Annotated in this window: 11 protein-coding genes; 5 read left to right on the top strand and 6 right to left on the bottom strand. The window is 66.4% G+C overall.

What is annotated here, in order from left to right; genetic code table 11:
- From NON22_RS11845 to pdhA, 4 genes are all read right to left on the bottom strand, one after another.
- Positions 1–668 (bottom strand): biotin/lipoyl-containing protein (locus NON22_RS11845; protein WP_257387142.1); only part of this gene is annotated, 668 nt, incomplete at its 3' end.
- 135 nt (positions 669–803) lie between these two features.
- A complete protein-coding gene (locus tag NON22_RS11840) occupies positions 804–1,154 on the bottom strand; it encodes an SH3 domain-containing protein (RefSeq protein WP_257387141.1) in 351 nt (116 codons plus the stop codon).
- 1 nt (position 1,155) lies between these two features.
- Positions 1,156–2,136, bottom strand: coding sequence for an alpha-ketoacid dehydrogenase subunit beta (locus NON22_RS11835; protein ID WP_257387140.1), 981 nt, complete (start codon positions 2,134–2,136; stop codon positions 1,156–1,158).
- Positions 2,137–2,367: 231 nt separating this feature from the next.
- Complete coding sequence (gene pdhA, locus NON22_RS11830) at positions 2,368–3,447, bottom strand: pyruvate dehydrogenase (acetyl-transferring) E1 component subunit alpha (RefSeq protein ID WP_257387139.1); 1,080 nt, start codon at positions 3,445–3,447, stop codon at positions 2,368–2,370.
- A 287-nt stretch (positions 3,448–3,734) separates the two neighbouring features.
- Between pdhA and kynA the strand changes: the two genes are divergently transcribed.
- From kynA to NON22_RS11815, 3 genes are all read left to right on the top strand, one after another.
- Complete coding sequence (gene kynA, locus NON22_RS11825; protein ID WP_257387138.1) at positions 3,735–4,586, top strand: tryptophan 2,3-dioxygenase; 852 nt, start codon at positions 3,735–3,737, stop codon at positions 4,584–4,586.
- Between the two features lie 503 nt (positions 4,587–5,089).
- Entirely contained in the window at positions 5,090–6,598 is a 1,509-nt protein-coding gene (locus NON22_RS11820) for a peptide MFS transporter (protein ID WP_257387137.1), read from the top strand.
- 362 nt (positions 6,599–6,960) lie between these two features.
- Positions 6,961–7,482, top strand: a complete 522-nt coding sequence (locus tag NON22_RS11815) for a hypothetical protein (protein WP_257387136.1) — start codon at positions 6,961–6,963, stop codon at positions 7,480–7,482.
- Positions 7,483–7,674: 192 nt separating this feature from the next.
- On the opposite strand, the gene NON22_RS11810 is transcribed toward NON22_RS11815, so the two are convergent.
- Positions 7,675–7,959, bottom strand: coding sequence for a hypothetical protein (locus tag NON22_RS11810; RefSeq protein WP_257387135.1), 285 nt, complete (start codon positions 7,957–7,959; stop codon positions 7,675–7,677).
- 381 nt (positions 7,960–8,340) lie between these two features.
- Between NON22_RS11810 and NON22_RS11805 the strand changes: the two genes are divergently transcribed.
- Positions 8,341–9,000 (top strand): hypothetical protein, encoded by a 660-nt coding sequence (locus NON22_RS11805; RefSeq protein WP_257387134.1) that lies wholly within the window; start codon positions 8,341–8,343, stop codon positions 8,998–9,000.
- 379 nt (positions 9,001–9,379) lie between these two features.
- On the opposite strand, the gene NON22_RS11800 is transcribed toward NON22_RS11805, so the two are convergent.
- Complete coding sequence (locus NON22_RS11800) at positions 9,380–10,021, bottom strand: hypothetical protein (protein WP_257387133.1); 642 nt, start codon at positions 10,019–10,021, stop codon at positions 9,380–9,382.
- A 291-nt stretch (positions 10,022–10,312) separates the two neighbouring features.
- On the opposite strand from NON22_RS11800, the gene NON22_RS11795 reads away from it, so the two are divergent.
- Positions 10,313–13,930: a DUF4132 domain-containing protein gene (locus tag NON22_RS11795; RefSeq protein WP_257387132.1), complete on the top strand. Its 3,618-nt coding sequence runs from the start codon at positions 10,313–10,315 to the stop codon at positions 13,928–13,930.
- The last annotated feature ends 74 nt before the right edge of the window (positions 13,931–14,004 follow it).

Genomic DNA, 14,004 nt, shown 5'->3' with positions numbered 1-14,004 from the left:
GCGGCGGGCGCCGCGCTCGCGGCGGCGCCGGCGCGCGCGGTGCCGCGGCTCGCGGCGTCCTTGACGTCGTTCATCGTGACCACGCCGCCGGCGCCGCTCGGCGCGACGCGCGACAGGTCCACGCCGAGCTTCTTGGCCAGCGCGCGCACGGCCGGCATCGCCTTGACCCCGCCGACCGAGATGGCCTGCTCGGCGACGACGCGGTCGCTCGCTTCCATCGCGCCGACGACGGTGCCGGCGTCCTCGCGCGGCTTGGGCTGGCCGGTCTTGATCTCGCCGCCTTCGTCGGAGGCGATGACCTTGTCCGGCGCATGCGACGGCACCGGTTCGCCGGCGCCCTTCGGCAACGTGGGTTCGGGCGCCTTGGCCGGCGCGCCGTGGTGATGGCCGGTGTCCTGCGCTTCGGCGCGCTGCGGCAGGTTCGGATCGAGCTCGATCTCCACGAGCGCCGCACCGGTGTTGATGACGTCGCCGTTCCTGCCGTGGAGCCTGACGACCTTGCCCGAGAACGGCGACGGCACTTCGACGACGGCCTTGGCCGTTTCCATCGACACCAGCGGCGCGTCGAGGCGCACGACGTCGCCTTCCTTGACGGCCCATTCGACGATCGTCGCGTCGGGCAGGCCTTCGCCGAGATCCGGCAGGAAAAATGTCTTGATCGTGCTCATGCGTCGCCTCGTTCCTGTGCCGTAGGTGCCGCGCGGAGCCGCAGCCGGCCCGGCGCTGATCGTGAGTCAAGCGGAACGCCTCGCGGCGGCGCGGCCGGCGCGGGGCGGAATGTTCGGTCGGCGCGGCGCATGGCGTCAGGCCGCATCATTGCCGGTGACGCGCAGGTCGCGCGCCGGCAGCCAGCCCTGGGCGCCCTGCGCGTTCTCGACCCACCACCAGCCGCCGGCCTGTTCGATCAGGCGCACGCGCTGGCCCGCGTCGGCGTCGAGTTCGCGCGCGCTGTAGTCGCGCACGGCGGCGACGTCGCCGCTGTCGCCGTCGAGATAGCTCTGGTGCACCCAGCCGCTGCGGCCGGCCGCGTCGGTGGCCCAGAGGAATTCCGGCCACTCCGTGTCGCGCGCGCCGACCGTCACGCGTTCGCCGCGCGCGAAGCGCACGGGGTCGCGGTACTGCGTGCGGTAGTCGCGCAGCAGCACGGCGTGCATGTCAGCTCGCCGCCAAGGTGCGCTTGGCCGCCGCGACGATGCGCTCGACGCTCGGCAGGTATTTCATTTCGAGGCGGAACAGCGGGATGTGCGTGTCGTAGCCGGTCACGCGCTCGACCGGCGCGACGAGGTCGTACATCGCGTGCTCGGCCAGGCGCGCGGCGATCTCGGCGCCGAAGCCCGCGGTGCGCGGCGCCTCGTGCACGACGACGCAGCGGCCGGTCTTCTTCACCGATTCGTGGATCGTGTCGAAGTCGAGCGGCTTCAACGTCGCGACGTCGATGACTTCGGCGCTGACGCCTTCCTTCGCGAGCGCCTCGGCGGCTTCCAGGGTTTCCTTGACCTGGGCGCCCCAGGTCACGAGCGTCACGTCCGAGCCGTCGCGCAGCACGAAGCAGACGTCCAGCGGCAGCGCCTCGCCGTCGTCGGCGACTTCTTCCTTGTACTGGCGGTAGATGCGCTTGGGTTCGAAAAAGACGACCGGGTCCGGATCGCGGATCGCCGCGAGCAGCAGCCCGTAGGCGCGCGACGGCGACGACGGCAGGACGACGCGCAGGCCCGGCACGTTCGTGAACGTGGATTCGTTGGCCTCGGAATGATGCTCCGGCGCGCGGATGCCGCCGCCCCAGGGCACGCGCAGCACGAGCGGGCAGCTCAGGCGGCCGCGCGTGCGCGTGCGGAAGCGCGCCGCGTGGCAGACGATGTGGTCGACCATCGGATAGACGAAGCCGTCGAACTGCGCCTCGGCGATCGGCTTCATGCCCTGCGCGGCCATGCCGACGGCGATGCCGGCGATCGTCGTCTCGTCCAGCGGCGTGTCGATTACGCGCAGCGGGCCGAACTTGTCGCTGAGGCCGACGGTCGCGCGGAACACGCCGCCGTTGACGCCGACGTCTTCGCCGAGCACGACGACCGAAGGGTCCTTGGCCATCTCGTGCGCCATGGCCATGGTCAGGGCTTCGATCAGGGTTACTTGCGCCATGAAAAACGCTCCGGAATCTATTTTTCTCCTTCTTCCCCAAGCTCGCTTGGGGGAGAGGGTCGGGGTGAGGGGGAGAAGTCTCCGGTTTCTGCAGACCGTGGTTCTCGCCGATCTCTTGTCTGATTCTTCTGCTCGTATCGTCGCGATGGGCGGCTGAGGTATGCGGAGGTTTCTCCCCCTCACCCGACCTCCTCCCCAGCGCATTCGCGCTGGGGGAGAGGGCTTCGGGCATCAGTGCTTGCGCTGTTCCAGCGCCAGCACCTGCGCGCGCTGTTCCTGCAGATCGGCCGGCAGCTCGGCGTAGACGTAGTCGAACATCGCCTCGACCGGCTGCACCTTGGCCTCGAGATAGGCGTTGACTTCGACGTCGACGATCTTCTCGCACTCGGCCTTCCAGGTTTCCTCGTGCTTGTCGCTCCAGGCGTTCTGCGCGACGAGGTAGTTGCGCAGGCGCTTCAGCGGCTCGCGCTCCCAGGCGGATTTGACTTCGGCATCGGGGCGATAGCGCCGCGCGTCGTCGGCCGTGGTGTGGTCGGACAGGCGATAGGTGACGGCTTCGATGACCATGCCGCCGTGGCCGTGGCGCGCGCGCTTGATCGCGTAGTCCATGGCCGTGCGCATCGCGATCAGGTCGTTGCCGTCGACCTGCAGGCATTCCAGTCCCGCGGCGATGCCTTTCTGCGCCAGGGTCTTGGCGCCGGTCTGCGCCGAGCGCGGCACCGAGATCGCCCACTGGTTGTTCACGATGACGCTGACGTAGGGTAGGGTCTGCGCGCCGGCCATGTTGATCGCGGCGTAGAAATCGGTCTTGGACGAGCCGCCGTCGCCGACCACGCTGACCGCGACGCGCGGTTCCTTGCGGATCTTGAACGCCATCGCCGCGCCGGCCGCGTGCAGGCACTGCGTCGCGATCGGCACGCACCACGGGAAGTCGTGCGCCGGGCCGGAGAAGTCGTTGCCGCGCTCGTCGCCGCCCCAGTACATCAGCACTTCACGCGGCTTCACGCCGCGCACGAACTGGGCGCCGTACTCGCGGTACATCGGCGCGAACACGTCGTCGACGTGCATGGCCGAACCGATCGCGACGTGGGCGGCCTCGTGGCCGAGGCAGGAGGCGTAAGTGCCGAGCTTGCCGGTGCGCTGCAGCGCGACGGCCTTGCCGTCGAACACGCGCACGAAACTCATGGTCTTGTACAGCTCGACGAGCTGGCGCGTGTCGCGCGCGAACTCGGGCAGATCGTTGCGGACGAGCTTGCCGTCCGCGTCGAGGTATTGCAGGTATTCGATTTCGAAGCTGGCGGCGATGGACACGAAAGCCTCCGCAGATCTGGTGCAAAACGAACGCACAGCGGCAACAGCCGGCAGGAACGCGGCGGCGCGGGGCCGCCGGGTCGTTGACCGGTGCGGGCGCAGATCCAGTGCTGCGACGGACCGCGCCGGTCGAGGGGCTGCCTAGATAGCAAGGCAACCGCGGCGAAGCAAGTTCGGGCGCAGCAATGCGGCGGCGGCGCGCCCGGACGGCCCGGCATCATAGCCGGCCCGGCCGTTACGATGGCGTATGCTTGTCCGGATTTCCTGGGACAGCAGCGACAGCGACCGTGACCGATACGATCAAGCGAGAACTCGAAGCCGGCATCACCACCGACCTGAAGGACCGGGTCAGCTACGGCGGCTACCTGCAGCTGGACACCTTGCTGTCGGCGCAGCTGCCGCTGTCGCAGCCGGCGCATCACGACGAACTGCTGTTCATCATCCAGCACCAGACCTCCGAGCTCTGGATGAAGCTCATCATCCACGAGCTCAAGGCGGCGATCGCGCACCTGGCTGCCGACGACGTCGACCCGAGCCTGAAGATTCTCGCGCGCGTCAAGCAGATCCAGCGCCAGCTGTTCGAGCAGTGGGCCGTCCTCGAAACCCTGACGCCGTCGGAATACCTGCAGTTCCGCCACGTGCTCGGCCCGGCCTCGGGCTTCCAGTCGCACCAGTACCGCGGAATCGAATTCCTGCTCGGCAACAAGAACGCCGACATGATCGCGGTGTTCGCGCACGCGCCGGAACTGCAGGCGCAGCTGCGCGCGGCACTGAATGCGCCCAGCCTCTACGACGAATTCCTGCGCCATCTCGCGCGCCAGGGCCATGCGGTGCCGGCCGACTGCGTCGAGCGCGACTGGTCGCAGCCGTACCAGCGTCATCCCGAACTCGTGACCGTGTTCCGGCGCATCTACGAGAACACCGACCAGCACTGGTCGGCCTACCACCTGTGCGAACAGCTCGTCGACGTCGAGGAAAGTTTCCAGCTCTGGCGCTTCCGCCACATGAAGACGGTGGAACGCATCATCGGCTTCCGCCGCGGCACCGGCGGCTCGTCCGGCGTGGCGTTCCTCAAACGCGCGTTGGAGCTGACGTTCTTCCCCGAATTGTTCGAAGTGCGCACGGTGATCGGAACCTGAGTTCTGCGGAATCGCCGGCGCGAAGCCTCTCTCCCTCGAAGCCTTCCCTTCGCTGAAGCCCTCCCCTTCAAGGGGAGGGTTGGGTGGGGATGGGTTGAGAGACCCCGCAGCAAACCCATCCCCATCCCGGCCTTCCCCTTGAAGGGGAAGGGGAAAAGCCCGGCTTCGCTGCCGAAGAGGCAGGGAAAATCAGCACGGCCCGGTGTCTGCCGTTCTCCTCCGCAGCCCCGCAGCCCCGCAGCCCCGCACGACGCTCGCGCAACGCCCGGCGATACGCTCGTGCGCACTGTTCGGCCGCTCCATTGAGTCGAGCGCTCCGTCGCGCACTGACGGTTCTCCGTGTTCCCTTGGGTGCGCCGGAATGGCGCAGCGCAGCATTTCCCGTGTTTGACTTGAGGCCGCAGCGGCGGTTAAACCTTGCGCGCTTTTGCGCCGGGCCTGCGGCGCTTTCTTTTGTCCAGCCTCAGCCCTAGACCGGCGCCCCGCGCCGGCCGGAGAACACCATGGCGTCCAGCAGTACCGCACCCGCTCCCTCGCAGCCACCGGCCTTCACGGACATGTTGGGTCACCCGCGTCCGCTCTGGATGCTGTTCATGACGGAGTTCTGGGAGCGCTTCGCCTTCTACGGCATGCGCTGGGCGCTGACCCTGTACATCGTCGCGCAGTTCTTCGGCGGCGATCCGTCGGGCGAAAGCTATGCGAGCCGCACCTACGGCGCCTTCCTCGCGCTGGTCTACGCGACGGCGATCTTCGGCGGCTACGTCGCCGACCGCATCATCGGCTACCAGCGGTCGATCCTGCTCGGCGCGGTGATCTCCGCGGTCGGGTACTTCATGATCATGCTGCCGAACCAGCAGATCTTCCTGGCCGGCCTCGCCGTCATCATCGTCGGCAACGGCCTGTTCAAGCCGAACATCTCCACGCAGGTCGGCCAGCTCTACGCGACCGGCGACGCGCGCCGCGACCGCGGCTTCACGATCTTCTACATGGGCATCAACGCCGGCGCGCTGGTTTCGCCGCTGCTGACCGGCTGGCTCGCCAGCGTGATCACCGACACGCCGATGCAGCAGAACTACAAGATCGTGTTCCTGACCACCGGCATCGGCATGCTCGTCAGCATGGTGTGGTTCTGGTTCGGCCGCAGCCAGCTCAAGGGCCTCGGCCAGCCGCCGGCCGGCCGCAACGGCGGCAAGGACCTGCTGATGGTGCTGGGCGGCAGCCTGCTCGCCGTGCCGGTCGTCTACCTGCTGATGGCCAAGGCCGGCGCCGACGTGCTGGCCTGGATCCTCGGCCTGCTGTTCATCGCACTGGCGGTCATGCTGCTCGTCGAGGCGCTGCGCGAAGGCGCCGTGCAGCGCGACAAGGTCATCGCGATGCTGACCCTGTTCGCGTTCAACATCCTGTTCTGGTGCTTCTTCGAACAGGCCGGCAGCTCGTTCAACTTCCTCGCCGAGAAGATCGTCGACCGCGAGATGTTCGGCGGCTGGATCTTCCCGGTCGGCTGGTTCCAGTCGGTCAACCCGACCGCGATCGTCGTGCTCGCGCCGATCGTCGCGATCGCGTGGGGCGTGCTCGCCAAGCGCAACGTCGAACCGTCGATCCCGCGCAAGTTCGGCCTCGGCCTGATCTTCAACGCCGTCGCGTTCCTGCTGCTGATGTACGCGCTGACCCACCTCGTCACCGCCGAGCAGATCCCGTTCTGGCCGCTCGTCGTGGTCTACGTGCTGCAGACCGTCGGCGAACTCTGCCTGTCGCCGATCGGCCTGTCGATGGTCACCAAGCTCGCGCCGGTGCGCTACGTCGGCCTGGCCATGGGCGGCTGGTTCCTCTCCACCGCGATCGGCAACAACCTGTCCGGCATCTTCGCCGGCCACGTCAGCGGCGAAAGCGGCATGACGGTCGCTTCGGCGCTCGAAGGCTTCACCTTCAGCTTCTGGCTGCTCGCCGGCGCGGGCGTGTTCCTGTTCCTGATCGCGCCGCTGATCAACAAGTTCATGCATGGGGTGAAGTAAGCGCAGCGGCGACGCACGGCACGCGCTGTCGTGTCGCCAGCTTATCTGCAAGCAAAACGGCCCGGAGCGATCCGGGCCGTTTTGCTTTTGCTGATTTCACTGACTCGCGGCGTGCCTGCGTGCACCCGGTTGGTAAGCTACGGCGACGATCACTATGCCCGCAGGCAGCTTGCAGGGTGCGGGCAGTGATTCACCGTGCAAATGCAACTCAAGCGACTGCATGGCGGTGGACGATGCGGTACTGGCTTGACGTCTTGCTACGCGTGCATTCCGAGTGTTACGAAGATCCCGTCGCCAGTGGAAACTGACCACGATGCGCAAGATCCGCACACCGCACCCATGAGGCCTACGAAGGACGAACCATGCGCCACGCCCTGATCCGTTCCGCCGTCGGCGTTATGCTGGCGGCGCTGGCATTCGCCGCCACCGCCGACGCCGACCCGGCGAAGTCCCGTCTCGAGCAGCTCATGGGGCCCAAGTTCCGCGAGGCCGGACTCGACCGCGCCACGCCGGCGGAAATCGCGGTCCTCGAGCGATTCATGATCGAACATGCCGACGATCTCCGCGCACTGACACCCGCCTCCGACATTCCCTCCGCGACCGCCGCCGCCGCGGAACCGGTGCACAAGCGGCGCGCCGAAAAGGTCGCGGAAGCCAGCGACGAGCGCGTGTCGAGCCGCATCGCCGGCACGTTCAACGGCTGGCGCCCGGGCACGACATTGACGCTCGAGAACGGGCAGCAGTGGCGCGTCAGCGACGAGAGCTCGCTGGTCACGCGCGCGCTCGACCGTCCCGCCGTCACGATAGAACGCGGATCGTTCGGCCAATGGTGGCTGCGTGTGGAGGGCTACAACTCGGCGGCGCGGGTGAAGCCGGCGAATTGAGGCGCGGTTGCCGGCTTCGGTCCGCAGATGAACACCTTGTGCCGCAGGGAGTCATCGGCAAGCAAGACGGCTCGGGCGATCCGGGCCGTTTGCTTTTGCGGCTTCCCCGACTCGGCGGCGCGACCACAGGTCCGGTCGGTGGGCCATGGCGATGAACGCCATGCCTCCAGACGCTGCTTGCCAACCGGCGCCTTACGCGTTCGTATCGTCTGTGCTCATGACCGAGAGCAATCCTTGCGCGTCACGAGCGAGGATGTGAACGGCTTCCAGCAATACCGTATGACTCCAGGGGCCGTGTGCCTCGACCTTCGCGGTCATCAGTGCATCGCTCAGCGCGGTGGCCGCGCCGAGGCGGTGCAGCGCCTCGTCATGGATCGCGCGGCGCTGGAGGGCGGTATCGGCGGTGAAGACGAACAGGACGCTATTGGCGTCTGCACTTTCTGCAATGAGGGGATGGAATGAGCCAGTTGCTTCCATGTCTGCAGCCCTCGGAGTGAAGCTGCAATCAAGTTACCTCGCGTCCCTACCAGCCATCCAGAGACTAAAGTACGAGTTAGTAGGTTGCCGTCGTTACTTTGCTCTTTGGGAGGGCAGATTCATTATCCCTGGGGCGGGTCAGGTTCACTTTCAGCGGGCTCGTCGAAGGGTAAGAAGTGAACCTTACCTCCGTCTCCGGTCCTCCAGAGCTCCCTGTAGGCGGGGCGGAAGAGAAGCCAATCACCTATCGAAGTGTTCACGATTTGCGAGGAAATCGCCCCTATGCCCATGTGCGGACTGTGCCTAGCAAATGTGCCGAAGCTCGCGAAGTCCCACCTGTTCCCTCGAGCTCTTGGGGCTACCCTGGTGGCAGAAGGTCCGTTGGCCAAACTCGCAACCGGCCCCCAGAGTCGCGTCAACAAGTCGCCAGACCTGGGCTACGTTCGCGTCGTCTGCCGACAATGCGAGGCAAGTTCTCAGCTCGCAGATGAAGAGCTAATCCGTTTCTCACGCCATGTCGAGTCATCGCGGATTGCCGCAGGTGAAGGCGCGTCACAAACGATCGTCGAAGCGCCGGCGGATGTTTCACTCCTGCATCGTGCATGCGTCCAGATGCTCTTCCGAGCACACCTTTCTGAGCGACCAGAACACAAAGAGATCCGAGTTGACGAGAAAGCCGAGTCGATTCGGCTATCCCTGCTGAAGCCTGGAGACGCATGGGCGACGGGAATCCAAGTCAGCATTCTCAGCAGGGTGGATCTTCTTGGTCAGGGCGTGCTTTCGCCACTGAATGTATATATCGACAGCCGACCGTTTTTTGCCTTTTCGGTACCTGGCCTGGAAATCTACATGAGCAACGGAATGCTTCGCCTCCCCTTCGCCTTTCGGCGAGTCCGCCTGACAAAAGGCGCGAACGTGACGGTTGTCCCCACCACCATCGCGCCCTATCAGATGGAGCGGATCACACAAGCCATCGAAGACAGCGGCGGGATGCCGGCACTGGACCAATATTTTGAAGCGATGGAAAAGAGAGGTCGATAGACGAACCGTACCTTCGGCACACGGCCGGCTCTCACGGCGCCAATGGCACACGTAGAATCAGGTGCGCGTGCGGTCGGTCAGCAGATCGAAGACAGCATACGCGTCGATCGAACGAAGCCCACGCCGTAACGCGTGCCGTTGCCGCACGCGGGTGCTGCGCATTGGATGCATCGAGCCGCTCCTTTGCTGCGGGTGTTGTCTGGTAACTCCACCTTGGCATTGCGAGCCGGCTTTGCTTTTCCAGTCAGGGGGCTTGGCGTTAAGCCAGTGCCATTCGAACCTGACCCCGTTCTATGTTTACTGCCGCCGAGAGTGTCGACCTTTCACAGTTGCTTCCGCATACGAGCGCCATTCGGGTTCGCAAGTTGTAGCGAGCCATTTAATCGAGGCGCAAGATACCGCCCGACGCTTGCCCGATAACCCAGACCTCAGCGAAACCAAGCGATCGGACCCACTCACCGTGGGCTGCCTTGAACGCGTGGACGACATCTGGGAAAGCCAGCGCCGATGTATCCAAGGCATTGAGAACTAGCACGATGCCTGGCCGATGCTCGTTGGGAATCCGGGTCTTCTTCGCGATGGATCCGCGAATCAGCTCCGCCAGGTCGGAGCAGCTGTGTTGACGCGATACCTGGCCTTCGTGGTCAGCTTCATGCCAGAAGTCGTTGGCAGTCATTGCCCGGACAACCTGAATGTTTACGCGTGCGCCATCGGCGCTTTCCGCAACGGCATCGGTATGGAGAGGCATCGGGTCGACGGCAACCAGCGTCCACTGCTGACCGCCCCGACTCCACCATTGCACCAGTAGCCCACAGGCTTCTTCGGTGCCGGTTTCGTTAGTGGGTGTCGGACCACTGAAGATGTAGGTCAATGAGCCATCGGCCTTACGATCGACAACGGTCGCGCGCCCATCTCGAACAGATTCCGAAAAGCCAACGATCTTGCCCTCTCGGATCTCCGTTCCGGTGACGTGGTCGCTAGCTCGTGCCGTAGAGGTGAGCAGATCTACAATGCGTGCCATCTCTGAGCTCCAGGCGTGCGTTTTCCGCCGCCGGATCCGGCGGCCTTGGTGACACCCTATTCCTGACAGCAGTACATGTCCACGGAGCTACCTCGAGTCGATTCATTGGGAGAAAAGGAGCGCATCTTCCTCGGGGGACAGGTCGCTACTCCGACCCAACCGCAACAAGTACTCGCCGCCATTCCTCCAGTAACCCATTACCCGTAAAGTCCCCCAGACCGGTTCGCAGGGGCGAGCCTCGGGGGACTCATGACGATTGCAACAGCGGAACAGCCGGCCAGCGTGCCGGCGATGGCATCGGCCGATTGGGCCGCAAGACTGATCGACGCGCTGGCGCCCGCCGCCGATGCCGACCGAAGACTGACGGAGACGGTCTCGCTCGCGGATATCGCGCGCTACGTCGCCGACGGCGAGCCGGCCGGGTTGCCGGCGAGGCTCGGCAGGCAACCCAAGCTGTCCGATCTGCTGATCGCCAACAGCGCCAACCATTACGCGCGCACCTTGGACGCCGTTTACGCGGACGTCGGCGCGATTGATCCGGCGGCATTGGTCCGCTGGGGCGAGATCGTCGCCGCGGTGCTGGAAAATTCGTATCTCTGGAAGGGCGCGTTGCAGGTGCCGGCGCGGGCGAGCTGGGCCGAGGCGTTGATTCATCAGATGCTCGGCTGGTCGCGGCTGTGGCCGGAGCGGGCGCTGTTCCGGAAGATCACGTCGGCGATGTTCGAGCGAGCGCTCGTCGCGGACGGCCTCGATCCGTCGACCCTCGTCGTCGCCGCGGTCGCGACGCCCTTGGAGCATCACAAGCACGTAGAGAGCTGTGCCCGGTCGGTCGGCGCGCTCTACGATTTCGGTGAGGCGCTGCTGCGCTATGCGGATCGGGTGCTGCCGCATCTCGCGCCGGCCGATGCGGCGCAGCGGCTGCATGTGCTGGCGCTGCTGGCGCCGTTGACGAGCGATTGCCTGAAGCCGTTCGCGGCGCCGCTGGCCGAGCTGGCCTGTGCGTCGAGCAAGCAGGTCAGCGCGCAGGCGCAGAGCCTGGTCTGGCGGGTCATCGACGAGGCGCTGCCCAGGTTGCGCGAGGTCGCGCGCAGCGCCAAGCCCGACCAGCGGCTGCAGGCGCTGCGGTTCCTCGACGACGTCGCACGGCGGCGCAACGATGCGGCCCTGCGTGAGTTCGTGCGCGATACCGCGCGCGCCGACAAGGCGGCGTCGGTACAAGCGCTGCTCGCGGAATGGGACGCGCGCGACGCGACGGTGCAGGAAGGGCCGGTCAATGCCTATACCGTTCCGGTCATCACGTGGGCCGTGCCGGACGATGCGTCGCTGGCGGCGCTGCTGGATGACTTCTGGCGTGAGGTCGACACGGGCATCGAACAGGCGAATGCGCGCATCGCGATCGAAGCGCATCGCGCGCCGGTCATGACCGCGGCGACGCGCGCGCAACTGCGCGATTACCTCACGGCGGCGGAGCCGAGTCCGGGGTCGACCGTCAAGCTGCACCACGTGGCCGAAAAGGTCGTCTATACGGCGCTGGAACGGCTGCCGGAGCGCGACGGCGTATCGCCGGTGCTGCTGCTGAAGCTCTATCGCTACTTCGGTCTGCTGATCAATCCGTCGGGCTGGCTCATGTATCAGGCGACCGGCGCGATCGAGCGGCTGCGCCGCCGCACCGGCCGGCCGGCGATGCTGGAATACGCGCTCGCCTTGACGGCGATGGGCGCGACGACGGGCAAGCTGCTGGAGTCGTTCGGCAACGTGCGCGAGCGCCCGCGCGCCGGCGATCGTAGCGCCGAGGATCTGTGGCCGTTCTTCGCGCACTATCTCAATGCGGTCACGCACGAGCTCAAGTGGAAGGTGCAGAACTATCCGACGGCGGATCACAGCGCGCGCTTCCGCGCCCTGGGCCTGCTGCCGCAGGTGCCGCCGGAACTGGTTACGTGGCTGCTCGAGCTCGCGCTGACCGGGCCCAAGGCCCAGCGCGGTCCGGCGCGCGAGGTGCTCGCGCGGCTGCCGCAGCGGGACGGTCTCGTCATCGCCGCGCTGACCGACGGCAAGGCCGACGTGCGCGCCGCGGCGGCGGGCTGGGTGCGCGATCTGAAACTGGAAGCTGCCGTGCCGGCGCTGGAGAAGGCCGCGAAAGCCGAGAAACAGGAAGCGGCCAAGGGCGCGCAGCTCGAAACCCTGATCGCGCTCGGCCGCAGCGCGGCGCCGTTCGTCGATCGCAAGGCGCTGGCCAAGGACGCGGAGAAAGCCTGGGCCAAGGGTGCCGGCAAGGAGCTGGACTGGGTCGACTGGGACGCACTGCCGCCGGTGGCCTGGGCGGATACGGCGCAGGCCGTCGATCCGGTGCTGATCCGCGGCATGGTCATCCAGGCGGTCAGGCTGAAGACGCCGGAACCGCATGCGCTGCTGCGCCAGTACTGCGCGATGTTCGAGCCGCGCACCCGCGAAGCGCTCGGTCAGCATCTGCTCGAGGCCTGGATCGCCGCGGACACCAGTCCGATCAGCCCGGAGCTGGCCAGGAAGGCGGCGCAGGAAAGCGCGCGCAGCACGCACCAGTTCATGACGCAGTATCCGCAGTATTACGCGAGCAGCCCGCAGAAGGACTACACCGTCGAGCAGCTGTACGAGGCGCTGCTGCCGAAATACCTCAAGCAGCCGGCCGGCACCGAGATTGCGAGCAAGGGCATCCTCGCGCTGGCAGCGGCGTGTGCCGGTGCGCGCGCCGTTCCGGTCGTCGCGCGCTATCTCAAGGACTACTACGGCACGCGCGCCGCACACTGCAAGGCGCTGGTCGCGATGCTGGCCTGGATTCCCGAGCCGGCGGCCGTGCAGCTGCTGCTCGCGGTCGGCAATCGTTTCCGCACCAAGGGCATCCAGGAAGAAGCCGCGCATCAGGTCGAGGCATTGGCCGAGCGCCGCGGCTGGACCGTGGCCGAACTCGCCGACCGTACGATTCCTGCAGCGGGCTTCGACGAGACGGGCACCTTGACCTTGAGTTATGGCGACCGCGAATTCGTCGCGCGGCTGATGCCGGACCTGACCATCGAGCTCAAGGATGAAACCGGCAAGAAGCTCGCCGCGCTGCCCGACCCGCGCAGGGACGACGACGAGGCGCTCGCGAAGGAATCGAAGAAGACCTGGTCCGACGCGAAGAAAGCCGTCAAGACCGTGCTCGCGCAGCAGACCGAGCGTCTCTACGAGGCGCTCTGCACACAGCGCGAATGGTCGTTCGAGGACTGGAACCGCTATCTGCTGCTGCATCCGATCGTCCGCCATCTCGTGCAGCGTCTCGTCTGGGCCGTCGTAGCCGGGGGCGAGATCCGCGCGACGTTCCGGCCGCTCGACGACGGTTCGCTGACCGACGTCGACGACAATGCCGTGACGGTTGCCGATTCGGCCCGGATCCGCATCGCGCACGAATTCACTCTGCCGGCGGAACTGGCCGAGCGCTGGCAGCAGCACTTGAGCGACTACAAAGTCATTCCGCTGTTCTCGCTGTTCGGCCGCGGCGTCTACCGCCTGCCGGCCGAACGGGCGCCGATGCAGGAGCTCAAGGACTTCGAGGGCTACGTGCTGCCGAACTTCACCCTGCGCAGCCGCGTGCAGAAGCTCGGCTACGCGCGCGCGAACCACGGCGAAAGCTGGTTCAACGATTACGAGAAGACCTATCGCGCGCTCGGCATCACGGCCGTGATCGAGTTCAGCGGCAGCAGTTTCCCGGAGGAGAACAAGCCGGTCGCCCTGCTGAGCCTGAAGTTCGTGCGCAACGAGGACGGCTATACCGAAAGCCTCACGCTCGACCAGATCCCGGGGCTGCTGCTGTCGGAGTGCTACCAGGATCTGCGCCAGCTCGCCGCCGAGAGCAAGGGCTTCGATCCGGAGTGGGCGAAGACCTGCGCGGCGTGAGCTGAGCGCGGTCCCGCGGTCTGCGTAGCGGCCGCGCGGCGTCGCGATGCCGCGCCGGCGCCGCCGGTGGTACG

The sequence above is a fragment of the Tahibacter caeni genome (assembly GCF_024609805.1).
Classification (GTDB): Bacteria; Pseudomonadota; Gammaproteobacteria; order Xanthomonadales; family Rhodanobacteraceae; genus Tahibacter; species Tahibacter caeni.
The sequence above is the reverse complement of the archived record's forward strand: the minus strand, read 5'-3'. Positions and strand labels throughout refer to the sequence as shown.

Bases quoted from the DNA above. Each gene is read 5' to 3' on its own strand.
- NON22_RS11840 (WP_257387141.1), bottom strand. From the start codon at position 1,154: ATGCACGCCGTGCTGCTGCGCGACTACCGCACGCAGTACCGCGACCCC.
- NON22_RS11835 (WP_257387140.1), bottom strand. From the start codon at position 2,136: ATGGCGCAAGTAACCCTGATCGAAGCCCTGACCATGGCCATGGCGCAC.
- NON22_RS11820 (WP_257387137.1), top strand. From the start codon at position 5,090: ATGGCGTCCAGCAGTACCGCACCCGCTCCCTCGCAGCCACCGGCCTTC.
- NON22_RS11815 (WP_257387136.1), top strand. From the start codon at position 6,961: ATGCGCCACGCCCTGATCCGTTCCGCCGTCGGCGTTATGCTGGCGGCG.
- NON22_RS11810 (WP_257387135.1), bottom strand. From the start codon at position 7,959: ATGGAAGCAACTGGCTCATTCCATCCCCTCATTGCAGAAAGTGCAGAC.
- NON22_RS11800 (WP_257387133.1), bottom strand. From the start codon at position 10,021: ATGGCACGCATTGTAGATCTGCTCACCTCTACGGCACGAGCTAGCGAC.
- NON22_RS11795 (WP_257387132.1), top strand. From the start codon at position 10,313: ATGGCATCGGCCGATTGGGCCGCAAGACTGATCGACGCGCTGGCGCCC.